This is a genomic window from Klebsiella sp. WP3-W18-ESBL-02, assembly GCF_014168815.1.
GTDB lineage: Bacteria > Pseudomonadota > Gammaproteobacteria > Enterobacterales > Enterobacteriaceae > Kluyvera > Kluyvera ascorbata_B.
In genome coordinates this window covers 5,039,738-5,062,950 of the sequence record NZ_AP021972.1, presented here as the reverse complement: position 1 = coordinate 5,062,950, position 23,213 = coordinate 5,039,738, and the positions used below count along the sequence as shown (strand labels likewise).

The window sequence follows — 23,213 nt, the reverse complement described above, 5'->3', positions numbered from 1 at the left end:
GAGGCCTTTTTCTTCGGTAGGCCTGATAAGCCTGGCGCCATCAGGCTCTTTAGCGCACATTGCCGGAGGGCGGCTAGCGCCTTATCCGGCCTACAAATAGCGCTAACTTACGCCAGGTAAAACACGTCCTTCAGCTCTGCGCTGACCGGGCTATTATCCGGGTTCGACGGCATGACATCGGTCATGTATTTCCACCAACGCTGGCACACGTCGGTATTCGCTACCGCATTCCAGCGCTCTTCAGACTCGATTTCCACAGTTGCGAACAGCAGGCTGCGCGCTTCATCGAGATAAATGGCGTAATGGTGTGCGCCGTGTGATTTCAACGCGGCTTCCAGTTCCGGCCAGATTGGGTTATGGCGACGCTGGTACTCTTCGTGTGCGTTGGCGTTTACCTGCATCACAAAGGCTTTGCGAATCATAATGCCTCCAGATACAGCTCACGAACCTCTTCGCGGCTGGCGGTACGCGGGTTGCATGGTGCGCACGGGTCGGCCAGCGCTTTATCCAGCCATCCCTCGATGTCGTCTTTGGTCACGCCTAGCGCACTGAAGCCCTGCGGAATACCTACGCGGGCGCTGAGCTGACGGATAGCATTAATGGCTTCCATACTGGCCGCTTCATCGCTCATGTTGCGGGTATCGACGCCCATCGCCTGCGCGACGCGAGCAAAACGCGCTACCGCGTTCGGGCGGTTAAAGTTTTCGATGATCGGCAGCAGGATGGCGTTACACACGCCGTGCGGCAGGTTGTGGGTCGCGCCAGGCTGGTGTGCCAGCGCATGCACCAGGCCCAGACCGGCGCTGTTGAACGCTATGCCCGCCAGGTACTGACCAAAGGCCATTTGCTCGCGCGCTTCCAGGTTATGCCCGTCATCAACGGCTTTCGGCAGCCACAGCGTAATCAGGCGGATAGCCTCCAGCGCATTGGCGTCGGTCAGCGGGTGCGCGCCAACGGAAACGTACGCTTCAACCGCGTGGGTCAGCGCATCCATGCCGGTTGCTGCGGTAACAGAGGCGGGGATATCAAGCATCACGCTGGCGTCATCCACGGCGATGTCCGGAATGATATTGGAATCGATAATGACTTCTTTCACCTGGCGCACGGTGTCGATGATCACCGCGTTGCTGGTCATCTCGGCGGCGGTACCGGCGGTGGTGTTGATGGCTACCAGATGTACGCCCGCGTTCAGCACTTTGCCCACGCCGGAGTAAGCGGTAGACGGGCCCGGGTTGGCGGTAAGAATTTTAATCGCTTTCGCGGTGTCGATCGGGCTGCCGCCGCCAAAGGCGATGATGTAATCACAGCCTTCGGCCTGATAGGCTGCATAACCTTTCTGCACCAGTTCTTCCGTGGGGTTTGGAAAAACCTCGTCAAACAGGTGATAAGACATTTTATGGCCGTCCAGCGCGGCAAACAGGCTGTCCAGCAGGCCCAGCTTAACCAACTGGCCGTCCGTGACGATCAGCGCCTTGCCCCACTGTTTACCCGCGACCAGATTAACCATATCGGCAATCGCGCCCGCACCGTGCAGGCTGATTTTTGGCAGTGCTAACATAAAACTCATGGTGTTTCTCCTTGATACCTATTTTGTTAAATTCAGCGTCCCTTCAGCATGATTGGCGTTGTCTTTCTGGCGGAGAAAATAAGTAAGAGTCATGCCACTGGGGATGAAAACCTATCCCATTAGCTCAGCATGAAAGCCATTTCTAATGGGATGAGCTCTGGCGCCTGACCCCTGTAGCGGGAGGTCAGGCGATGTGCTTATTTATACAGATTCAACGCGCTGGCCATCGGGGTGACGCCAAAGCGCTGGCCGAGGGCTATCAGTTCTTGCTGCGTGATGGTTTGCTTCATGCCGCCCATTGAGTACACCTTAACCAGCACTTCGGCGGATTTTTCGGCGGTATCAATCAGACCAAACGTTTCGTCGAGCGTAGGGCCGCTGCCGAAAACCCCGTGGAACGGCCACAGCACCAGAGAATGCTGACGCATTTCAACGGCGGTTGCCTGGCCGATTTCATCGGTACCCGGTACCATCCACGGCAGGATGCCAACGCCGTCCGGGAAGACCACCAGACACTCGGTGCTGCCTTCCCACAGCTTGCGGGTGATCAGCGCACTGTCATTTTCCAGCACGTAGGTCAGTGCGATCAGGTTGGTCGCGTGACAGTGCATGATGACGCGGTCTTTGCCGTTGGTTAGTTTGATACGTTCACAATGCGACAGGAAATGTGCCGGCAGCTCGGATGTGGGGACGGCTTCGTGAGTCAGCCCCCACAGAATATGGTAGCCGGCACCGTCGCTATCGACTTTCACCACGCCCAGGTTGGCGGACGGATCGAGCTGTACGTTACGGAAGAATTTGCCGGAGCCCGTGACGATAAACGGCGTGTTGGCCAGCATCGGCATCGGTTGGCTCAGGGCGATATAGCGCGGTTTTGCGTGGAAGTCAGCGGCGAACGGCGCGATATCTGCTTCGTCCAGACGCAGCGTCAGGTTGCCGCCGTTGCGTTCATCCCAACCTTTTAACCACGCGTCTGAGGTGGCTTTAATCATGCCCTGGACGAACCAGGAATCGGTAATGGTCTGCATAGTCTTGTTATCCTGTGTACTTTGCTGCCCGATGGCGCTGCGCTTATCGGGCCTATAATGGCCGTTGTTTCGTAAGCCGGATAAGGCAACGCCGCCACCCGGCAATCGCATTCGATTATTTACGCTGATTCAAAATCTCTTTCTCGTAGCTGCGCACGCTCTCCAGCCACTGGCTGCCCGCTGGCGTATCGTTACGCTGGCAGTACATTTCCCACACCGCCTGCCACGGCAGGCATTTCTGCTCTTCCAGCAGCGCCAGACGGGCGGTGTAGTCGCCGGATGCTTCCAGCTGGCGTAGCTCGGCGGTTGGCTCCAGCAGCGCGCGCAGCAGGGCTTTCTTCATGTTGCGGGTACCAATAACCCACGCGGCGATGCGGTTGATGGAGGCGTCGAAGAAATCGAGGCCGATATGTACGCGGTCGAAGAGGCCATGACGGATGATTTCGCTGGCGATAGCCTGCGTTTCGTCATCCAGCAGCACCACGTGGTCGCTGTCCCAACGTACCGGACGGCTCACGTGCAGCAGCAAACGCGGCACGTACAGCATGGCGGCGGAAATTTTGTCGGAGATCACTTCCGTTGGGTGGAAGTGGCCGGCGTCAAGGCATAGCGCGGTCTGGCGGCTGGTGGCATAGCCCATATAGAACTCGTTGGAGCCGACGGTGTAGCTTTCTGCGCCAATGCCGAACAGCTTGCTTTCAACGGCGTCAATATGGTGTGCCGGATCGAGCTTCTCGCTGATGACTTCATCCAGCGCGGCGGCCAGACGCTGGCGCGGTGCCAGGCGGTCAACGGTCACATCTTTCATCCCGTCAGGGATCCAGATGTTCATGACCGACGGCGTGCCCAACTGCTCACCGAAATAGGCGGAAATGCGACGGCTGGCTTTGCAATGGTCGATCCAGAACTGGCGGATTTTCGGGTCGGCGTGCGACAGCGTGAAGCCGTCAGCGCTCAGCGGATGCGAGAAGCAGGATGGGTTAAAATCGAGGCCAAGATGGTGTTTTTTTGCCCACTCGACCCAGTTTTTGAAGTGTTCTGGCTTAATCTCGTCACGCGCAACTGGGGTATCAGACTCCAGATAAATAGCGTGCAGGTTCAGGCGCTTTGGTCCTGGTATCAGGCTCAACGCCTGCTCCAGATCGGCACGCAGTTCGCTGGCGTTACGCGCTTTCCCCGGATAATTGCCGGTTGCCTGAATCCCACCCGTTAAATTGCCTTCTGGGTTTTCAAAACCAGCGACATCGTCGCCCTGCCAGCAGTGCATGGATACCGGTAGGCGATCCAGCTGGCGCAAGGCCTCTTCGACGTCGATACCGACGGCGGCGTAGCGCTGTTTCGCGAGTTCCCAGGCCTGGTCAAGTTGAGTGGTCATGCGCAAAGCTCCTTTGTCTGTCGTTGTTGCTGAAACTGCGCAACGTAGCGGGCAATTTCATGGTCAGGATGTGGGGTGAACGTAGTGAGGCCGTAGTTGTGGCTCACCACCTTGCGGAAATCGTCAACGTTGGCGAGTTCGTCCAGTGTCATTAATTGGATGCCGATATTGCCAAGCGTCGAGGCCTCAATCGGGCCAGCCACAACGGTGATACCGCAGGCGTCGGCGCACAGCTGGTTCAGCAGCTGGTTCTGGCAGCCGCCGCCTACGATGTGCAGCTGGCGGAACGGTCTACCGCGCAGCTGCGCCAGTTCATTGAGCACGTCGGCATACAGCAGTGCCAGGCTGTCGAAGATGCAGCGGGCCAGCTCGGCGGCGGTAACGGGAACCGGCTGTCCCGCCTCACGGCAGGCGGCCTGGATCGCCGCGCTCATGTTCTGAGGGTTGATAAAGCGATCGTCATTCGGGTTAATCAGCCAGCGGCAGGCGGGCAGTTTTGCGGTGTCGGCAATCAGCGCCGTCAGATCGCTGACGTTTTGCTCTTTCAGCACCCGCTGCAGCAGCCATAGACCCATGATGTTTTTCAGCACGCGGTAGCGCCCTTCGGCACCGCCTTCGTTGGTGATATTGGCGCGCTGCGCCCGCTCGCTGGTGTAGGGCGTTTTGCTCTCGAACCCCATCAGCGACCAGGTGCCGGAGGAGAGATAGGCGGCGTCATCACTGACCAACGGCGAAGCGATAACCGCGCTGGCGGTATCGTGGCTGGCAACCGCAACGACAGGAATGGCATTGCCTTGTGGGCAGATCCAGTGGCCAATGACGTTACCTGGATGCGTGGGTGTACCAAACCAGGATGCGGGTGCACCTGTCCAGTTGAGCAGGTCTTCATCCCAGCTATCGCTGTTGATGTTGACCAACTGAGTGGTGGTGGCGTTGGTGTATTCCCAGTTCATGTTGCCGGTCAGGCGATAGCTGAAATAATCCGGTATCAGCAGCGCGTGCGCGGCCTGTGATACCAGCTCAGGCTGCTGTTCAACCAGCGCCCGCAGCTGATAGAGGGTATTGAACGGCAGAAACTGGATACCGCTGCGGCGGTAAATATCGCCTTTGCCCAGCTGTTCCATCGCCATGGCCATGATGCCGTCGGTACGCTTGTCGCGGTAGGCGACCGGCAGGCCAACCCGCTGGCCAAGGTTATCGATCAGGACGTAGTCAACGCCCCAGGTATCGATGCCGATGCTGTCGATGCGGATGCCTTCCTCGCATACCTTATTAAGACCGGTACGAATGTCGGCTTCCAGACCGTCGATATCCCAGGTATCAAACCCGTCCTGCTGGTGCAGGCTGTTGGTGAAGCGGTGGATTTCGCGCAGTGAAAGCGAACGCTGCCGGGCGTCGTAGCGCGCCAGCATTACGCGTCCGCTTGAGGCGCCTAAATCGACGGCCACACAATGGCGAAAAGTCATGGCAAGAGTCCTTTTGAGAGTCATTGCCGCTCAGTCTAAAAAAAGCCCATTGTCACTACCTTCTCGTTACTGACAGGCGAAATTGGGCGCTGGCAAGAAAGCAAAGATGAACGTGAGAGAGTTCACAGTTTCCTGCGATACTGCGCGTTAGCGAGGGGTGTGATGGTGACCGCATTTCCCGATCTTTCCGGCTGTTTCTTGAAAAAACGACCGGGTTTGCGCGCTTTGCTGTCAAAACGTCAAGGTCAGATGTCTCAGCGGATATTACTATCCTGATAACATTTCTCATTTGGCGGGAGTCGTTATGACCGTACTACACAGCGTGGATTTCTTCTCTTCCGGTCAGTTACCCGTTGCGATCGAACCCCGGCTTCCTCAGGCTGCATTTCCTGAGCATCATCATGATTTTAATGAGATTGTTATCGTAGAGCACGGCTCGGGTATTCATGTGTTTAATGGTCAGCCGCATACTATTTGCGGAGGCACCGTTTGCTTCGTCCGCGACTTCGATCGTCATCTGTATGAGCATACCGACAATCTGTGTCTGACCAACGTGCTGTACCGCGCGCCGGATGCTTTCCAGTTCTTGTCAGGTCTTCACAAACTGCTGCCGCAGGAACAAGACGGCCACTATCCGTCGCACTGGCGGGTTAACCAGAGCACGCTACAGCAGGTGCGGGCGATTGTCGGCCAGATGGAAGCGGTCAGCGACAGCACCGATATGATGTCGCTGGCGAATCGTGAAATTCTGTTTATGCAGCTGCTGGTATTGCTGCGTAAAGGTAGCCAGGTGCAGGGGGGCGTGAATAACGATGCCCGTCTGAATCAGCTGATGGCGTGGCTGGAGGAGCACTATGCGGACGATGTGTGCTGGGAAGGGCTGGCGGAGCAATTCTCACTGTCGCTGCGTACGCTGCACCGCCAGCTGAAACACTGCACTGGCCTGACGCCACAGCGTTACCTGAACCGTCTGCGTCTGATTAAAGCCCGGCATATGCTGCGCCATAGCGATGAAAGCGTGACCGATATTGCCTATCACTGCGGTTTTGGCGACAGCAACCATTTCTCCACGCTGTTTCGCCGGGAGTTCAACTGGTCGCCGCGCGATATCCGCCAGGGGCGGGATACGATGCTTCAGTAACGCGAAGGCAGTCACCGTTTTTTGCCGCAAAACGACGAATAATAAGCGGTTGTTAGTCGTTGAGGTATTAGCGTGTCAGGCCAGCTCATTCTCCGAAAAGCCGATTTTTTTGCCAGCCCGACGCAGGCCGTGGCGGTGGCGGATCGTTATCCGCAGAACGTGTTTGCCGAGCATACGCACGAATTTTGCGAGCTGGTTCTGGTCTGGCGCGGCAATGGTCTGCATATCCTCAACGATCGCCCTTATCGGATCACCCGCGGCGATCTTTTCTATATCCGCGCCGAAGATAAACACTCCTACGCCTCAGTTAACGATCTGGTTTTACAAAACATTATTTATTGCCCAGAGCGCCTGAAGCTGAACCTGGATTGGGTTGCCCACATCCCCGGCCTGCACGGTACGCACTGGGCGCCGCACTGGCGCATTGGCAGTACCGGCATGACGCAGGCGCGGCAGATCATGACCCAACTGGAACACGAAAGCCGTAAAGATGATGCGCTGGCGAATCAGATGTCTGAGCTGCTATTTGCGCAGCTGGTGGTTTGCCTGAAGCGTTATCGCTACGCCACCGACAATCTGGCGGCCACGCAAAGTGAAGCGCTGCTCGACAAGCTGCTGACCGCGCTGGCGGGCAGCCTTAATCGCCCATTCGCGCTGGATGCCTTCTGCGAGCAGCAGGCGTGCAGCGAGCGCGCGCTGCGCCAGCAGTTCCGCAACCAGACCGGGATGACCGTCAATCATTACCTGCGTCAGCTGCGCATTTGCCACGCGCAGTATCTGTTGCAGCATACCGAACTGCTGATTGGCGAAGTGGCGATGCAGTGTGGGTTTGAGGACAGTAACTATTTCTCGGTGGTGTTCAACCGTGAGATTGGTATGACGCCGGGCCAGTGGCGGCAGCGTAGCCGGGTAGCCGCGTAACGCTATCTCCCGGCCGCGTACTGCACGGCCGGGAGGGTTGTCTTACATCACGCCCAACAGACGCGGCAGGAACAGCGTCAGCTCCGGCAGATAGGTTATCAGCAGCAGTACGCTGATTATCGCGATATAGAACGGCATCAGCGGCTTCAGCACCTCTTCCACCTTCACTTTACCTACGCTAGCCCCGACGTACAGGCCGCTACCCACCGGCGGCGTGATGGTGCCAATGGCCAGGTTGTAGATCATGATGATGCCAAAGTGCACCGGATCAACGCCCAGTTTGGTCATGATCGGTAGCAGAATCGGGGTGAAAATCAGAATGGCGGGGCCGATATCCATAAACGCACCGATGATCAGCAAGAAGACGGTAATGACCAGTAAAATCATTGCCTTGCTTTCTGAAATACCGAGAATCATCTCGCTTAGCGCGGTCGGAATATTGGTGATCGACATCGAGAAAGACATCGCTGATGAGGTCGCCAGCAGGAACATAATCACCCCGGTCATGACGACGGTTTGAATGAACACCGACGGCATATCTCTGAGCTTCAATGTCTTATAGCAAATCAGAGTCAGAAACAGGGTATAAACCACCGCTATCGCGGAGGCCTCGATGGCTGTAAAAATCCCCTTCACGATACCGCCGACGATGATGACAATCAGCAGCAGGCTAGGTATGGCCTCCAGCGTGACCTTAAGCGCCATGCCTTTTTGCAGGGTGAAAAAGACGCGGTAGTTATGACGTTTAGCCACAACCCAGGTCACCACCATACAGCCAATTCCCCACAGCACGCCAGCGACCATGCCGCCGGCAAACAGCGCCGCAATGGAGGTACCGCCGCTGGCTAAGGCATACAGAATGAAGGCGGTGGTTGGCGGTATCAGCATACCGGTTGGCGCTGAAGCGATATTGACCGCTGCGGCAAAACTACGGTTATAGCCCTCTTTGGCGCTCATCGGCACGAGTACGCCGCCGATAGACGTGGAGGCGGCGATGGCGGAACCGGAAATGGCGCCGAACATCATGTTGCCGACGATGTTGGTGTAAGACAGCGAGCCCGGCAGGCGGCCGGTAAACAGTTTGGCGAAGTTAACCAATCGTGCGGCAATGCCGCCGCTGTTCATGATGACCCCGGAAAGCACGAAGAAAGGCACCGCTAACAGCGCAAAGCTGTCCAGGCTGGAGAACATTTTCTGCGCGGTCGCGAACATCGAAATATCGAAAGGCAGCACCAGCATCATCGTGCTGCATGAGGCGATGACGATACAAATCCCAATCGGCGCACCCATCGCCAGCAGGACCACAAAAACGCCGATCAGCGTTAGCGAAGCGGTAATCGGATCTATCATGTTATTTCTCCACGTGCTGCGGGGACGGTTGCGCCATAGCGCGCAGGGAATCAATGATGTTCAGCACGCTATAGATAATGATCAGCACGCCGGCAATCGGCAGCGCGTAGTAAACCTGGCCCATGGGAATGCCCAGTGCAGGTGAGATTTGCAGCATGGAGATGGCGGAAATTTTCAGGCCGCCGATGATTAAAATCCACGTAGAAAACGCCATAAAGGTCAGCTGCAGAACGATCATCCATCCGTGACGCACCTGCGCGGAGACCTTATCGACCAGAATGGTCAGGCTGATATGCTGCTGTTTACCGGCAACGTAGGCCATGCCCAGCATCGAGATCCACACTAAAGAGAAGCGCAGCAGTTCCTCGGTAATGGTGCTTGGTTGGCCAACGATATAGCGGCTAATGACCTGCCAGCATGAAACGGCAACCATCATTGCCAGCACCAGGCAGCAGACGGCTTCCAGTAGCCGATCGAGTCCTTTTCTGATTATTTCCATTTTGAGTCCTTAGGTATCAGTGTTTCGCGGCCTGGATTTTCTGATAGAGATTATCCAGCACCGGTCGGCTTTTCAGATCGGCGTAGATGGGCTGCACGGCCTGTTGGAAGGGTTTGATATCAATTTCAAAAAACTCAACGTTGAAGTCCTTCACGGCCTGCTGTTTGGTTTTTTCGATTTCAGCGTCCCAGGCGGCTTTCTCAAATTCAATGGAGGCTTTTATCGCTTCATTGACGATGCGCTGCTGTTCGGCGGTGAGTTTTTCCAGCGTGAGCGAACTCATCAGCAGAATGTCGGGAATGCGGGTATGCATGTCGTAGGTGTAAAAACGGGCAACTTCACCGTGACGTGCGATGGTCAGGGCAAATTCGTTGTTTTCAGCGCCGTCCAGAATGCCTTGTTGCAGCGAGGTATAGACTTCGGCCTGGCCCATGGCAATAGGCGATGCGCCCAGCAGTTTCAGCGTACGGATGGCGGTGTCGCTCTGCATGACGCGGATTTTTTTGCCTTTCAGATCGTCAATGCTGCGTACCGGCGCTTTACTCATGTAGAAGTTACGGGCCCCCGAGTCGTACCAGCCTATGCCGATAAAGCCCTGTGCCTGGGTTGATTGATAAACCGGCGTCATAACGTCCGGGTTATCCATCACTTTGTAGTATTCATCGCGGTCGGCGAAGAGATAGGGAAGGGAGAACACGCCGTACATTGGCGAGAAGCTTTCCATCAGTCCGGATGAGACTTTGGTGATGTCCACGACGCCGACCTGGGTCAGCTCAACCAGCTCGCGCTCACCTCCCAACTGGCCGTCCGGGAAATACATCACCTTGATATCGCCGTGCGTTTTCTCCTCGATCTGGTCACCCAGGAATCGCAGCGCATCTTTCACCGGCTGGCTGTTCTCGGCATAAGCGAGGCGGAGTACCGTCCCGGCATGCGAAAATGCAGGCAGCGAAAGGCAGCACAACAGAAGTATTTTGACTGTCCGTAGTAATTTCATATTGCCCTCAACGTTTGATAGTTCCGGGGCGAAATTACCTGTTAAAAACGTGAAAGACCTTGTGGTTATTGCCAGCGTCTGGCTTCAGGTGGCAATAACGACGTAGTTGTATTGGGCGAGGTCAAAGTGTGAAATTTTCAGAATTCATCAAGATGATTAACCGAAAGCACACAGAATATCAGGAACATAACAATTCGTTATATCCATATAAAAACTACGGCATTGATAATCATTTTCAATATCATTTAATTAACTATAATGAACCAACTGATTACGCGGCGTTTACAGGTTTGCCGCCCGACAATAATGGAGATGATTATGAGCTATACCCTGCCATCACTGCCTTATGCGTACGATGCCCTGGAACCGCACTTCGACAAACAGACGATGGAAATCCATCACAGCAAGCACCACCAGGCCTACGTGAACAACGCTAATGCAGCGCTGGAAAGCCTGCCGGAGTTCGCTTCTCTGTCTGCAGAAGAGCTGATCACCAAACTGGATCAGCTGCCGGCCGACAAGAAAACCGTTCTGCGTAACAACGCTGGCGGCCACGCGAACCACAGCTTCTTCTGGAAAGGCCTGAAAAAAGGCACCACCCTGCAGGGTGATCTGAAAGCGGCTATCGAGCGCGATTTCGGTTCCGTTGACAACTTCAAAGCTGAATTTGAAAAAGCAGCAGCGACCCGTTTCGGCTCCGGCTGGGCGTGGCTGGTGCTGAAAGGCGACAAACTGGCCGTGGTTTCTACCGCTAACCAGGATTCCCCGCTGATGGGTGAAGCCGTTTCTGGCGCTTCCGGCTTCCCTATCGTGGGTCTGGACGTGTGGGAACACGCTTACTACCTGAAATTCCAGAACCGCCGCCCGGACTACATCAAAGAGTTCTGGAACGTGGTGAACTGGGACGAAGCAGCAGCGCGTTTCGCCGCTAAAAAATAATTTGCATTGCACGTCCTGAGAAGCGAGTCTGATGACTCGCTTTTTTTGTATCCGCCTAAGGAGCAGCAGATGCATTATCCGGTTGACGTGTTTATTGGCAAAATCCGTGATTATGACGGTAGCCGTCCCAGCGCGATTGCCAAAGTACAGATTGACGGTGAGCTGGAGCTGACCGAGCGGGGACTGCTCGGCGATGAACAGGCCGAGAAAAAAATCCACGGTGGGCCCGATCGCGCGCTGTGCCAGTACCCCCGCGAACATTACGAAACGCTGATTCGTGAATTTCCTGAACAGGCCGCTCTGTTTTGCCCCCCTGCATTTGGTGAAAACCTGTCGACGGAAGGAATGACCGAGCACAACGTGTTTATCGGTGATATTTACCGCTGGGGCGAGACGTTAATTCAGGTCACTCAGCCGCGCTCGCCGTGCTTCAAACTTAATTTCCACTTTGCGATTAGCGACATGGCTTCCCTGATGCAGAACAGCGGTCAGGTGGGGTGGCTGTATCGGGTCATCGCACCAGGCAAAGTCTCCAGCGATGCGCCGCTGGAGCTGGTATCGCGGTTAAGCGATATTTCGGTGTATGAAGCCGCCGCTATTGCCTGGCATATGCCGTTTGATGACGACCAGTATCACCGCCTGCTGAGCGCCGCCGGGCTGTCGGCAAGCTGGAGCAGAACGATGCAAAAACGTCGGCTGAGCGGCAAAATTGAAGATAACCGCAGAAGATTGTGGGGGAAGGCCGAATAAGCCTAGCGCCATCGGGCCGTCAGGTGCACATTGTCCGATGACGGCTTCGCCTCTTTCAGCTTACAAAAAAATCGGCCTGCATAAGCAGGCCGATTGTCTTTTACGTTCGCTTGTAGAGCGGGAGCCACAGCGTCAGGCGTAATCCGCCGAGCGGGCTGTCATCAGCCTTAACCCAGCCTCGGTGCTGCTGCATAGCGCTTTCCACAATCGCCAGCCCCAGTCCCGTGCCGCCGGATTCGCGGTCACGTGCTTCATCGGTACGGTAGAACGGGCGGAAAATCTGCTCACGGTCTTCCGGGCTAACGCCCGGGCCGTCATCGTCCACGTGAACGGTGACGCCGTCTTTATCAACCGAGAAGCTGACGGCAATTTTGGTGTGCGAGTAGCGCAGCGCGTTACGAACGATGTTCTCCAGCGCGCTCTCCAGCGCATTTGGGTTGCCGTACAGCGGCCACGGGCCCGGCGGGTAATCGACGCTAAATGATTTGCCCATTTGCTCGGCTTCAAATGCGGCGTTGTCCAGCACCTCGCCCCACAGCTGATTTGCCTTCAGCGTTTCGCTGACCAGCGCGCTTTTCTGCTGATTGCGCGACATAACTAACATGTCGTTAATCATGCTATCCAGACGCTGTGCTTCCGTTTCGATACGCTCCAGCTCCTTGCTTTCGCCGCTACGGCGACGCAGCAGCGCGGTGCCCAGCTGCAGGCGCGTTAACGGCGTACGCAACTCGTGGGATATATCGGAAAGCAAACGCTGCTGGGACGTCATCATCCGCTCCAGCGCCATTACCATCTGGTTAAAGCTGGCGCCCGCCGCCAGAAACTCTTGCGGCCCCGACTCCAGCTCAGGATGCTGTCGCAGGTTGCCCTGGGCGACTTCATCCGCAGCATTTTTTAGCTTACGCGCCGGTTTTGCCAGGCTCCACGCCAGCCACAGCAGCAGCGGCGCGCTGACCAGCATGGTGACGATAAGCAGCAGCAGCGGCCGGTCGAACAGCAGGTTGATAAAATCAGACTGCGAGCTGCTGGCCGGACGGATCAGGTATAACTGATAGTTATCCTCACCGTCACGAATCGAAAATGGCCCGACTAACTCAACGCGACCGTATTTTTTCTTCTGCGGATGGTCGGCGTTGTCCGACTGCCCGATGAAGTTACGGATAATCTGCATTTCGTTACGTTCTGCGCCAATCACGCGGCCTTCGCTGGTCACCAGCAGCAAACGCTGGCCCGGCGGTGCCCATTTATCAATTGCGCGGAACAGCCGACGCCACCACATCAAATCGTTGGGGGGATCGTTGGCCAGCTCTTCTTCAACGTGCTGCTCAATCATGATGCCCTGGCGCTGCTCGCTGTCGAGCAGCTCCGTCATCTGGCGCGAATCGAGCTTGGGTAACATCAAAACCAACATCAACACCAGCGCCAGGGTTAACCAGAAGATGGCGAAGATGCGGGCGGTTAAACTTCCTATCATGAAGCGGAGACCATCAGATAACCGCGACCACGCAGGGTTTTAAACCACGGATGACCGTCTTTACGCTCCGGCAGCTTCCGGCGCAGGTTGGAAATATGCATGTCGATCGCGCGATCGAACGGCGTTAAGCGTTTCCCCAGCACTTCCTGGCTTAAATGTTCGCGCGAGACAACCTGGCCGAGGTGCTGTGCCAGCAGATAAAGCAGGGTGAACTCAGTGCCGGTCAGCTCCAGGGTTTGGCCATCAAAACTGGCTTCCTGGCGACCCGGGTTGAGGCTCAGCGCATCGACTTCAACGGTCGGCGAACTGGCGTCGCTACTTTGCTGCTGTTCGCTCCAGTGTGAACGGCGCAAAATAGCGCGGATACGAGCGACCAGTTCACGATCGTTAAACGGCTTAGGTAAATAGTCATCTGCGCCCAGTTCGAGGCCCAGAACGCGATCCAGCTCGCTTCCGCGGGCGGTCAGCATAATGACGGGAGTCTGGTGTGTTTGTCGCAATTCTTTCAGCGTGTCGATACCGTTCTTTTTCGGCATCATCACGTCGAGTAAAAGTAGGTCGATGCTGTCATCAAGAAGCGCAAGCGCCTGCTCGCCATCATGGGCAACCAGTACGTTAAAACCTTCCATATCAAGCAGTTCCTTAAGTAAGGAAGTCAGCTCTCGGTCATCATCAACTAATAAAATTTTATTCATATTTTCATCCCTCCGAGGCAGAAATTACGTCATCAGAGCCAGCTAATCCATGACTTTACGTTGTTTTACACCCCCTGACGCATGTTTTCAGCCTGAATCGTAAACTGTCTCTCGTTGAATCGCGACACAAAAGTTTTTGGGAGCATGTGATGCGCAATGTTATCGCTGCCGTCATGGCCTCAACGCTGGCATTCAGTGCACTAAGCCAGGCCGATGAAGTCGTCACCAGCGTTAACTGGCACCCGGCGGAAAATAACCCGCTGAGAAACGGCCAGGGCCATATGTTCGACGGTATTAGTTTAACCGAACATCAACGTCAACAGATGCGCGATCTGATGCAACGGGCACGACACGATCGTCCACCTGTTAATGTTAGCGAAATGGAGACAATGCATCGCCTTGTCACCGCAGAAAAATTTGATGAAGCCGCTGTGCGCGCCCAGGCCGAGAAAATGGCCGAGGAGCAGGTGAATCGCCAGGTTGAAATGGCAAAGGTTCGCAATCAGATGTACCGCCTGCTTACGCCAGAGCAGCAAGCGGCTTTAAATGAGAATCACCAGCAGCGAATGGAGCAGCTGCGTGACGTTGCACGGATGCAACAAGATTCGAATGTGAATCTGTTTAGTAGCAATACCCGTAGCAACCAGTAACAAACCCTGTTTTTCCTTGCCATAGACACCATCCCTGTCTTCCCCCACATGATGTGGGGGTTTTTTTTATCAGGCACTTAGAAAAAATCCCTTATAAATCAATCCTCCTTGCAACAGCCATAAGCAGTTACAAGAAGGATAAAGCGCTAAGGGTGTAGACAAGATGTAGACAACATTGTCACACCATCAGCCCGCCGCCAAGAGGGTTTAAAGTTACTGCGTGTTGCAGGTAATCAGGTGCAAGGTGAGCATAAACCATCGTCTGTTGTATGCTGGCGTGCCCCAGAATTTGCTGTAACGCAATAATGTTCCCCCCGTTCATCATGAACCAGCTTGCAAATGTATGCCGAAGCACATGCGTGGCCTGCCCGCGTGGTAAATCGGGCTTAACCTGTCTGAGCCGTTCGCAGAAGTTTTCATAGTCAACTTTGAACAATGGCCCGGTGTCGCTGGTCTTGATCTCTTTCTCCAGTTCTTCCGATATGGGAACCGTGCGCTTTTTCCCGTTTTTGGTCTTAAGGAACGTCACGCGCCCGTGATTAACCTGCTCACCTCGCAGCGTGCTGCCTTCACCCCAGCGTGCGCCAGTGCTGAGGCATAGCAGTGCTACACGTCGATCGTCGCCGGTCAGAGTATCCAGCAATTTGCTGATCTCTGATTTGGCGAGATAAGTCATAGCTGGCGGCGCTTCTTTCAGTGGTTCCAGACCCTTACAGGGGTTTTCCTTTCTGAACTCTTCCAGCTTTATCAACGTGCTGAACATCCCGGACAAACGGTAAATATCCCGGTTGATCGTTGCTGCGCTGATACCGTCTTCCAGCCGTTGGCTTCGGTGCTGTGCAATCATTCGCTTGTTCAGTCGGTTAACGGCTGGATCACCAAGCGCCCTGATTGTTTTATTCAGGTGCCGCTTTTCAATCTCGCCATTTTCCTGAGTCTGTCCATATAGCAGCCACCAGGTATCTAACAACTCGCTTAAGGTACGGCGGTCAACGCTCGCGCCCAGCCATTCTTTTTTGTCGGCGTTGGCTAATACATAACGCTCAAAAAGAACTGCCTCTTGTTTCTTCTCAAATCGCCTGCGGATACGTTTTCCGTTACGTCCGCGCGGCCATACGTCCACTTCATATTGACCACCTTCGAGCTTCTTAATCGACATAAGAAAGCCCTCCGGCGTTTATTTCCCCATCCTGATAACAGATAGTGAAAATGTAATGTTTATAAACAGTTAACCAGTTTGTTTCTCGGAGCGGTCTGATCCAGTTGACTCTGGCCCAATGTGTGCGAGGGCCGGTGCGATTTGACCAGCTTGAGGGGCGGTCTTATCAGTCATGAGCCAGAGCGTGTATTTTGCGAAACGTGAATGCTGAGTGATCTTAAGCAAGATATCGCTACCAATACTCTCCACTCTTCCTGTCTCGTAATACTTCTGCGTGCCAGCAGGTATTCCAGTTAATTCAAAGAATTGCTGCCTTGTTAACCCCTCCGCATCCCTGATAGCTCTGATTTTTTCACCCACGCCGCTTGACGGGGTAGGGATCTCTACCATAACATTCTCCTTAAGGGTGGTAATCTCTACCATTAGCAACCGCTAATATAAGCAGTTACAAGCCGAAATAAGCGCCTAGCGCCGATGGGGATTATGACACATGACAGAGAAAGAGTTAGAGGGGTTCATTGAAGTGCGTCACGCCGTTGACGCGGTTCCATACCCTAAATTTGCCGAGTTAATCGGTAAGAAGCCCGCCACGGTTAAGAGCATGATTGAAGACGGTAAGTTGCCGATCATTCCGTGGAAGAACCCGGAAAGCCTGGGTGCCCGTGCTGAGAATTGGATCTATATTCCTGAGTTCAATCGTGCAATGCGTGACGCCTACTACAACCGTCCGAGAGAGCAGCGCGACGCTTGGTTGCTGTGGATCGGTCTTTGAGGTTATCGCGATGAGCCAGAAAACAGCCAACCACGAAAACCGGGTGCGTGAATGCAACGACATTCTGGACACCCATTTAAAAGATATGCAAACGGGATTCATGATTCGCACCAATAGCGGCGAGTTTATGATCAGGGATAAAAAGCTGATTAAGAAAATAACCAAAGACGTGGCCCGCCATGTTGATGGTAAATTGCTTAAATTGGGAATGTGAGGGGGCTTTTGTGGCTGTGCAATTAATACAGTTAAGTCGTCATTCATATTTATATCGTGGCTTCACTATTCAGAAATGCCCGCGTAATCCATTTACGTTTAAGCACTCTTATCGTATTTCCAGCAATGGTGATTATTACGGGCGTGACTTTGCTTTAGCGGAAGCCATGCGCACGGTTGACCAGATGTATAAGCAAGGGGGCAGTGATGCACGATGAATGCCCATCACTGGCAAGCCTGCTTAAGCACGGGTGCCAGGTCACACACTTCAAGAACTCACGCGGCTGGCTGGAAACGCCGGACGGAAGATTTTTTAAGCCCGAACCGGCGAAGGTTCAATTTATCAAAGGTAAAAATAAACCGTTTATTTATACCCAAAGAATAAATAAAGGATTCCTGCTTGCACTGGCTGAATTATTTAAAAAGCTAATTAAGTAATTCGGTTTTAAAAAATCAACTCTATTTTCTCCGCCTCTTTATTAAGTGGCGGCGGTTCAACTCATTCTTTTTTGAGGAAGAGATAATGACCAGACGTGATCAATATAGCTTCATTTTGCATGTTCTTTTACCTGCTATCGAAAATGAAGGTTTAACCATTAAAACCCGCCGTGATGGCGAGTTAACCCTTTCTGCCAGTGGGTCAGTAACCACCAATTTTATAAGCAATCTGCGCCAGCACTGCATTGAAGAGTTGCAGCGCCCTTCTATTCCAGCTTCCCATTACGGAGTCCTGTAAAATGATCCGCCCGTTCATCAAATGGGCAGGGGGTAAAACCCGTGTCCTTCCTGACCTGCTGCTGCACCTTCCTAAAGCCGACTGCCTGATCGAACCGTTCGTAGGCGGCGCATCGGTATTTCTGGCGACTGAATACCGCCGCTATGTGCTGGCTGATATCAACCCGGATCTTATTAACCTGTATCGGGAAGTCACCCGTTACCCGGACTTAGTGATCGATGCGGCCCGCGAACTGTTCAACAGTAAGAACAGCCCGCAGGGATACAACGAAGTCCGCGCCGCGTTCAATAAGCAGGTGGGTACGGTTAAAAGCGGTGGGGTGCGTTATGGCGCTGAAATGGCGTGCATCATGCGTGCTGCTCAATTCCTGTATCTGAACCGCCACGGTTATAACGGCTTATGCCGTTACAGCCGTAAGACCGGCTTTAACGTGCCGTTTGGCAAGTATAAGAGCGTCTACTTTCCTGAAAATGAAATCCGCCTGTTTGCCGAAAAGGCCAACGATACAAAGGCAATATTTCTTTGCGCGCCGTTCCAGCGTTCTTTACAGGTCGTCACGGGTGGCGATGTTCTCGTTTACTGCGATCCGCCTTATCTGCCTGAGAGCAAAACAGCGGACTTCACCCAATACCATACCGAACCATTCACGGAAGACAACCACCGCCAGTTAGTCCAGGCACTGCTGGAAGTTAACCGTAAGCATGGCGTGAAGGTCGTCATTTCAAACAGCGACACCGAAGCCACCCGCGCGATTTATCAGCCCTTCAAGATGCACGAAATCAGCGTGCAACGTTCCGTCAGCACCGACAAAGACAACCGCCAGAAGGCCAAAGAAGTGATCGGCGTGCTGCCTGTCTGCGACTGCTGCGGGCGTTACGGCGGCGGTTGCCCTGATTGTGGCGCCGTGATGGGTGATGCGACTTACAACGCGATGGTTGCGGCGGGCACGTTTGACGATCTGGAGGCTTTTTAATGAATCTTACAGACGCCTGGATCGTTGAAATCATAAGCGTGAGTCGTGGCGAGATTGCGCCGTATTGGTTGGTTGAGGCGAAAGTAACAGCTTATGGAAGGGAGTCAATAACCACAATTCTGAAGAAATCAGAAGAGGAAGCCAAAGCCGTTAAAGTAGGGGATGTAGTTCAAATATGACCACGGAAACCCGTGGCCGTCGCGCCCCTTCTCCACCTCCACCGTATCCGGGTAGCACTGACAATGCTATCCCTTACGCTTATGGGGGAAACAAACCATACCATCCTATTGGCGTTGATGTAGCGCCGGGGCTGGATGGTTTCGACTATCTCACGCCGGACGGCACGCGTAAGCATATTGCGTTCAGTGAACTGGTAGCGGAAGACGAAAAGCCGGAGCGCAGCAAGCTGCTGCGTCGCCGTCTGGCTTCACTTCCGCAGTATATCCGCCGCCACTTTGCCGCGAAGCTGGATGCACTGGACGCGAAAGACCGCAAAGCGGCAGATCACTGGCTGGTTAATACCTTTGAGCGCCACGTATTAACGCGAATTGATAGCGTGAACAGTGTTTACCAGCCTGACACTATGATGCCCGGCATTCTGCTGCCAATTCGCGATCAGCTGTTCCGTATGCTCTGGGCAGGGAAGAAAGAGTTAAAAAGACTGGCTTATACGCTTGCCGATATCTTTACGAGCGAGTTTATACGCGAGTCCGATCACCAATTGGCACGCACCGGAGATCCTGAGTTCGCGGCGCTTTCTGGCTATGGCCGTATTGCGTCGCTGGCGGTGCATCTGAAAACGCCGATCCCCGGCTGGACGGCGTATTGCAATGAAGAACTGGAAGCGGAGGACGCGTTACGCGCGGTTCTTCGCCTTGAGTCACCGCAGTGGTGGTTAAACCGCCTGCGCCGTATCCATGCCCGGTGGCGTGAGCATTTGATGATCGCAGCGGGATACGTCCAGAAAAAATCTTCCCCATACAGTAGCGCCCCGTGCCTTACGGAATGGCTGGCCCAGAAAAAGGCTAACCGTGAATACCTCAAGGCTATGGAACTGGAAGATCAGGACACGGGCGAGCGCATTTCACTGATCGATAAAGTCGCTGGCAGTGTTGCCAATCCGGCCAACCGTCGCCGCGAACTCATGACGAGAATGCGCGGCTTTGAAGATCTGGCGAAGCTGGAAGGGCTGGCCGGTGACTTCTACACGCTGACAGCACCTTCCCGTTACCACTCCATGCAGCATAACGGGCGCCGCAATAATAAATACTGTGGCGCGTCGCCGCGCGAGACGCAGCAATATCTTTGCAAAGTCTGGGCGAGAACCCGCGCAGCGTGGAAGAGAAAAGGGATCCGCGTCTTTGGTTTTCGCGTGGTCGAACCGCACCACGATGCAACGCCACACTGGCATTTACTTCTTTTTATGCGCCCGGAATGCGTCGAGCAGGCGCGCGAAATCTTCCGTAAATATGCCCTGAAAGAAGACGGCAACGAACCGGGAGCGCAGGAAAACCGCTTTCAGGTTGTGCCGATCGACGATGCCCACGGCAGCGCAACCGGCTACATAGCGAAATACATTTCGAAGAATATCGACGGCTTCGCGCTGGATGGTGAGAAAGACGACGAAACCGGGGAAGACCTGAAAGAAATGTCACTCCGCGTTAGCGCGTGGGCATCGCGCTGGGCTATTCGTCAGTTTCAGCAGATCGGCGGTGCGCCGGTCACGGTATATCGCGAACTTCGCCGCCTGGGCGATCGCGAACTGGTGTTACACCCTGAACTGGAAACCGCCCGGCAGGCCGCTAACGGTGGCGAATGGGATAACTACGTATTAGTCCAGGGTGGCCCATTGGTTGAGCGCGATAAGCTGCGCATCCGTCTGAATTATGAAACCACTGAAAACGGCAACGCCTACGGCGATAACGTCCAGCGAATCACAGGTATTTACTGCCCTATTACGGGCAATGACTCTTTGATCTTCACCCGCACCACTCAATACAAAATCGTGCCGAAGCGCCAGAGCGCTGACGGTGTGGCCGTTGACGTTGGTTTTTCAGGCGGCAGCGCCGCCCCTCGGAGTTCTGTCAATAACTGTACGCGGGATCCCGCGGCAGGTGCTGACGGTGTTGAACATGCCGCCAGCGAAGCTACAGGGCAGTCAGAAATGACTGTGCCAGCTGAGGGCGTGACGGTGAATTTTGATGCGCTTTCACGGCAGGAAAAGCGAGAACTGGCGCAGCGGCTCAGTGCCGATGTGCGAAGTAAGCGTAAAAAACGGCCACCGGATAGGGAAGACAGGGCCGGGCTGTCCGTGAAAGAGCAGCAGATCAGTGAACTGCTGGCGCTGCGTGGGATTGATGCCAGCGCCGGAATGGTCAGATCGATGATGGCCGGTGCGTCAGTGGCGTGCGGCGATCTTGTTATGACCGTGCAGGACGGGCGGCTGGTGTCGCGCAATCGCGCCGCGTCGGGGATAGGTAAATTAGCAACTGAAAAAATGGCAGTTAAGAAAAAATCTGATGAGCTTCTCAATCGCTGGAAAGTGGCTGTAAAAATTAACAGGGGTAAGTTGACAAATTGAAAAATCTGCACCATCATTCTGGTTGACAAAGTTTGATATTTGCACTCATGGAGATTTGGATTGATGTCTAAGCAGCCTTTACCTTGGGACTTTCACCCACAATTAACTGAAGAGCGTTTAACAATTATTGCTAAAGAATTGTTAAGGGTCTTAAATGACACATATGCTCAACTTTCGACCACCTTGGATAACAACTATACACGTTCTACTTGTACTTTTGGTCGTCAATGGCAGTTACTTATTGATTTATGTTTGAGTGGACAGTACGACTGGCTTCATCTCACCAACGCTGGTTTAGACATCACTTTTACGATCGATACAATTCCTGTTCGTTTCTTCACTGATGATCCGGCCAATCCTAAAAAGGATGGTTTTTATCGTCGAAATCCTGCTGATCAGCTTTTTGCTCCTGAGGTGGACATTCCCGTTTTACATCGCTTTGTTGTTGAGAAACCCGAATTTGAGGGTGAAGGCGCTAAAGTTCATTTCATTGGTTATAACGCTTTGGACGAAGAAGTATCTAAGTGGACGTACAACGATGAACCAACAACAGCATTGTTGCACTCTACGGATGATACACCGCCAGAGTCTGTTAGAATTGAACTTGATGACATTCGCCCTTCTCGTCCCGAAAAGGAAGAAAAAGAGAGCGATTGAGATTAATGAGTAGAAGGTGAAAAGTGTTTAACGGTTCTAATTTAAGATTGGCTCGTCTGTATCACGAGCTATCACTGGAGCAAGTAGCTGAGCGGGTCGATAAGACCCGCCAGTATATTCAGCGGCTGGAATCCGGCACGGCTGTTCCAACACCCGAGCTTGCGAATAAATTAGCTGCCGTCTTGCTGGTGATGCCTCATTTTTTTGAAGAGCAATGGCAGTCTCCTGTAAATGAAGAGATCGTTCACTTCCGCAAGCGTAGTTCTACGAGAGTCGCCACAAAAATGGCGACTCTCGCCAAAGCTGAGCTGTATCGACGACTTATTGAAATTTTTGAAGAGTATCTGGAGTTACCGCAAGTAAGATTTCCTGAACTGAAGGTGGATACTCAAGAGGATATCGAAAAAGCAGCGGAGAAGTGCCGGACTGATTGGGGGCTAGGTTTTGGGCCGATCGATAACATGACTCGTCTTGCTGAAAAGCTGGGAGCGTTTGTCACTTCTTTTGATTCTGTTTCTGACGATGTTGATGCTCTTTCTGTTCCTTTGAGCCGCCCATTTATCGTAAGGAATACAGCTAAAAAGTCACCCTGCCGTCAGCGGTTTGATATCGCTCACGAGGTTGCACATTTAATTTTACATGAGGGGGTCTCTACTGGAGACAGGGCTACTGAGTCGCAGGCTAACCGCTTCGCGTCTGCATTGCTTTTGCCAAGAACAGCTATGGCGAAATATTTTCCACGTCCGATTGGTGGTCGAATCGACTGGCAAGGTCTTAGCCAGTTTAAATTAACGTGGAAAGTGAGTAAGGCCGCGATCATTTATAGAGCACATCAACTTGGGCTTTTGACTGACGCTCAATACAAAACCGCCTTTTTTGGTCTCAAGCGAAAGGGTGAGGCTATTGATGAGAAAGAAGATTATTTGATCCCTTGTGAGAAGCCAGAACTATTCAGTAAAGCAATGAAATGCCTGTTAAATGATTTGTCCGTGGATATCGAAACATTAGCCCAGCGTTTGAGCATAACCCCTACGATGCTCGCAGAACTTGCTAATGATGACACTTTGGTTTCTGCGTCATGTGTGAACTCTGAGAATGTAATTTCAATGTTTGCGTATCGAATGAAAACTGCTTAAAAATCGCTGTGATGAAAAATCCCGCTTCGGCGGGATTTTTTTTAGAAAATGTCTGCACAATAGTGCACAAATTTGCACAATTTTTTTGATGCTGTTTATGCCCTGTCCGCCCTGTGGTGGCGCGGTCTGCCCCC

Annotated in this window: 27 protein-coding genes; 15 read left to right on the top strand and 12 right to left on the bottom strand. The window is 53.6% G+C overall.

Annotated features, from left to right (window positions below; translation table 11 throughout):
• Nucleotides 1-107 precede the first annotated feature (107 nt).
• The 5 genes from rhaM to rhaB form a co-directional block, all read right to left on the bottom strand.
• Nucleotides 108-422 carry an L-rhamnose mutarotase gene (gene rhaM / locus H7R56_RS24290; protein ID WP_106929315.1) on the bottom strand — a complete coding sequence of 105 codons (315 nt, stop codon included), beginning with the start codon at nt 420-422 and terminating at the stop codon, nt 108-110.
• Entirely contained in the window at nt 419-1,567 is a 1,149-nt protein-coding gene (gene fucO / locus H7R56_RS24285; RefSeq protein ID WP_106929317.1) for a lactaldehyde reductase, read from the bottom strand. The genes rhaM and fucO overlap by 4 nt, the downstream gene beginning before the upstream one ends.
• A gap of 197 nt (nt 1,568-1,764) precedes the next feature.
• Nucleotides 1,765-2,595 carry a rhamnulose-1-phosphate aldolase gene (gene rhaD / locus H7R56_RS24280; RefSeq protein ID WP_106929319.1) on the bottom strand — a complete coding sequence of 277 codons (831 nt, stop codon included), beginning with the start codon at nt 2,593-2,595 and terminating at the stop codon, nt 1,765-1,767.
• A gap of 115 nt (nt 2,596-2,710) precedes the next feature.
• Nucleotides 2,711-3,970 (bottom strand): L-rhamnose isomerase, encoded by a 1,260-nt coding sequence (rhaA, locus tag H7R56_RS24275; protein ID WP_106929321.1) that lies wholly within the window; start codon nt 3,968-3,970, stop codon nt 2,711-2,713.
• On the bottom strand, nt 3,967-5,436 hold the full coding sequence (rhaB, locus tag H7R56_RS24270) for a rhamnulokinase (protein ID WP_106929323.1): 1,470 nt from the start codon (nt 5,434-5,436) through the stop codon (nt 3,967-3,969). Before rhaB ends, rhaA begins: the two co-directional genes overlap by 4 nt.
• A 304-nt stretch (nt 5,437-5,740) precedes the next feature.
• Between rhaB and rhaS the strand changes: the two genes are divergently transcribed.
• Both rhaS and rhaR read left to right on the top strand, forming a co-directional pair.
• Nucleotides 5,741-6,577 (top strand): HTH-type transcriptional activator RhaS, encoded by an 837-nt coding sequence (gene rhaS / locus H7R56_RS24265; protein ID WP_106929326.1) that lies wholly within the window; start codon nt 5,741-5,743, stop codon nt 6,575-6,577.
• Between the two features lie 72 nt (nt 6,578-6,649).
• Nucleotides 6,650-7,498, top strand: coding sequence for an HTH-type transcriptional activator RhaR (gene rhaR, locus H7R56_RS24260; RefSeq protein WP_106929328.1), 849 nt, complete (start codon nt 6,650-6,652; stop codon nt 7,496-7,498).
• Between the two features lie 42 nt (nt 7,499-7,540).
• On the opposite strand, the gene H7R56_RS24255 is transcribed toward rhaR, so the two are convergent.
• From H7R56_RS24255 to H7R56_RS24245, 3 genes are read right to left on the bottom strand one after another with little or no spacing between them, the layout of a single operon-like run.
• Nucleotides 7,541-8,848 carry a TRAP transporter large permease gene (locus tag H7R56_RS24255; protein WP_106929329.1) on the bottom strand — a complete coding sequence of 436 codons (1,308 nt, stop codon included), beginning with the start codon at nt 8,846-8,848 and terminating at the stop codon, nt 7,541-7,543.
• A 1-nt stretch (nt 8,849) separates the two neighbouring features.
• Nucleotides 8,850-9,347 (bottom strand): TRAP transporter small permease, encoded by a 498-nt coding sequence (locus tag H7R56_RS24250; protein ID WP_106929331.1) that lies wholly within the window; start codon nt 9,345-9,347, stop codon nt 8,850-8,852.
• Between the two features lie 16 nt (nt 9,348-9,363).
• Nucleotides 9,364-10,344: a TRAP transporter substrate-binding protein gene (locus H7R56_RS24245; RefSeq protein ID WP_106929333.1), complete on the bottom strand. Its 981-nt coding sequence runs from the start codon at nt 10,342-10,344 to the stop codon at nt 9,364-9,366.
• A 318-nt stretch (nt 10,345-10,662) separates the two neighbouring features.
• Here H7R56_RS24245 and sodA point away from each other — a divergent pair, with 318 nt between their 5' ends.
• Together sodA and yiiM are read left to right on the top strand one after the other, a co-directional pair.
• Nucleotides 10,663-11,283 (top strand): superoxide dismutase [Mn], encoded by a 621-nt coding sequence (gene sodA, locus H7R56_RS24240; protein WP_106929335.1) that lies wholly within the window; start codon nt 10,663-10,665, stop codon nt 11,281-11,283.
• A 6-nt stretch (nt 11,284-11,289) separates the two neighbouring features.
• The gene (gene yiiM / locus H7R56_RS24235; protein ID WP_106929337.1) at nt 11,290-12,033 is read left to right on the top strand and encodes a 6-hydroxyaminopurine reductase; all 744 of its coding nucleotides are present in this window, start codon (nt 11,290-11,292) and stop codon (nt 12,031-12,033) included.
• A gap of 100 nt (nt 12,034-12,133) precedes the next feature.
• On the opposite strand, the gene cpxA is transcribed toward yiiM, so the two are convergent.
• Together cpxA and cpxR are read right to left on the bottom strand one after the other, a co-directional pair.
• On the bottom strand, nt 12,134-13,507 hold the full coding sequence (cpxA, locus tag H7R56_RS24230; protein WP_106929339.1) for an envelope stress sensor histidine kinase CpxA: 1,374 nt from the start codon (nt 13,505-13,507) through the stop codon (nt 12,134-12,136).
• The gene (gene cpxR, locus H7R56_RS24225) at nt 13,504-14,202 is read right to left on the bottom strand and encodes an envelope stress response regulator transcription factor CpxR (RefSeq protein ID WP_064540403.1); all 699 of its coding nucleotides are present in this window, start codon (nt 14,200-14,202) and stop codon (nt 13,504-13,506) included. The genes cpxA and cpxR overlap by 4 nt, the downstream gene beginning before the upstream one ends.
• 149 nt (nt 14,203-14,351) lie before the next feature.
• On the opposite strand from cpxR, the gene cpxP reads away from it, so the two are divergent.
• Nucleotides 14,352-14,852, top strand: a complete 501-nt coding sequence (gene cpxP, locus H7R56_RS24220; protein WP_106929342.1) for a cell-envelope stress modulator CpxP — start codon at nt 14,352-14,354, stop codon at nt 14,850-14,852.
• Nucleotides 14,853-15,030: 178 nt separating this feature from the next.
• Here cpxP and H7R56_RS24215 read toward each other — a convergent pair whose 3' ends face one another.
• Together H7R56_RS24215 and H7R56_RS24210 are read right to left on the bottom strand one after the other, a co-directional pair.
• A complete protein-coding gene (locus H7R56_RS24215; RefSeq protein ID WP_064106674.1) occupies nt 15,031-16,011 on the bottom strand; it encodes a phage integrase in 981 nt (326 codons plus the stop codon).
• Between the two features lie 69 nt (nt 16,012-16,080).
• Complete coding sequence (locus H7R56_RS24210; RefSeq protein ID WP_000229411.1) at nt 16,081-16,401, bottom strand: helix-turn-helix domain-containing protein; 321 nt, start codon at nt 16,399-16,401, stop codon at nt 16,081-16,083.
• A 100-nt stretch (nt 16,402-16,501) separates the two neighbouring features.
• Between H7R56_RS24210 and H7R56_RS24205 the strand changes: the two genes are divergently transcribed.
• The 10 genes from H7R56_RS24205 (at nt 16,502) to H7R56_RS24160 (ending at nt 23,079) form a co-directional block, all read left to right on the top strand.
• Entirely contained in the window at nt 16,502-16,783 is a 282-nt protein-coding gene (locus H7R56_RS24205) for a Cox family DNA-binding protein (protein WP_021312625.1), read from the top strand.
• Between the two features lie 10 nt (nt 16,784-16,793).
• Nucleotides 16,794-16,997 (top strand): hypothetical protein, encoded by a 204-nt coding sequence (locus H7R56_RS24200; RefSeq protein ID WP_032259814.1) that lies wholly within the window; start codon nt 16,794-16,796, stop codon nt 16,995-16,997.
• A 10-nt stretch (nt 16,998-17,007) separates the two neighbouring features.
• Nucleotides 17,008-17,214, top strand: a complete 207-nt coding sequence (locus tag H7R56_RS24195; protein WP_032259815.1) for a DUF4761 family protein — start codon at nt 17,008-17,010, stop codon at nt 17,212-17,214.
• On the top strand, nt 17,204-17,434 hold the full coding sequence (locus tag H7R56_RS24190) for a phage filamentation protein Fil family protein (RefSeq protein ID WP_032259816.1): 231 nt from the start codon (nt 17,204-17,206) through the stop codon (nt 17,432-17,434). Before H7R56_RS24195 ends, H7R56_RS24190 begins: the two co-directional genes overlap by 11 nt.
• 85 nt (nt 17,435-17,519) lie before the next feature.
• Nucleotides 17,520-17,732 (top strand): hypothetical protein, encoded by a 213-nt coding sequence (locus H7R56_RS24185; RefSeq protein WP_044597450.1) that lies wholly within the window; start codon nt 17,520-17,522, stop codon nt 17,730-17,732.
• A 1-nt stretch (nt 17,733) separates the two neighbouring features.
• Entirely contained in the window at nt 17,734-18,705 is a 972-nt protein-coding gene (locus H7R56_RS24180) for a DNA adenine methylase (protein WP_071010068.1), read from the top strand.
• On the top strand, nt 18,705-18,884 hold the full coding sequence (locus tag H7R56_RS24175; protein ID WP_071010070.1) for a hypothetical protein: 180 nt from the start codon (nt 18,705-18,707) through the stop codon (nt 18,882-18,884). Before H7R56_RS24180 ends, H7R56_RS24175 begins: the two co-directional genes overlap by 1 nt.
• A complete protein-coding gene (locus tag H7R56_RS24170) occupies nt 18,881-21,286 on the top strand; it encodes a replication endonuclease (protein ID WP_071010071.1) in 2,406 nt (801 codons plus the stop codon). Before H7R56_RS24175 ends, H7R56_RS24170 begins: the two co-directional genes overlap by 4 nt.
• A 63-nt stretch (nt 21,287-21,349) precedes the next feature.
• The gene (locus tag H7R56_RS24165; protein WP_061357490.1) at nt 21,350-21,943 is read left to right on the top strand and encodes a hypothetical protein; all 594 of its coding nucleotides are present in this window, start codon (nt 21,350-21,352) and stop codon (nt 21,941-21,943) included.
• Nucleotides 21,944-21,966: 23 nt separating this feature from the next.
• A complete protein-coding gene (locus H7R56_RS24160) occupies nt 21,967-23,079 on the top strand; it encodes an XRE family transcriptional regulator (RefSeq protein ID WP_061357491.1) in 1,113 nt (370 codons plus the stop codon).
• The last annotated feature ends 134 nt before the right edge of the window (nt 23,080-23,213 follow it).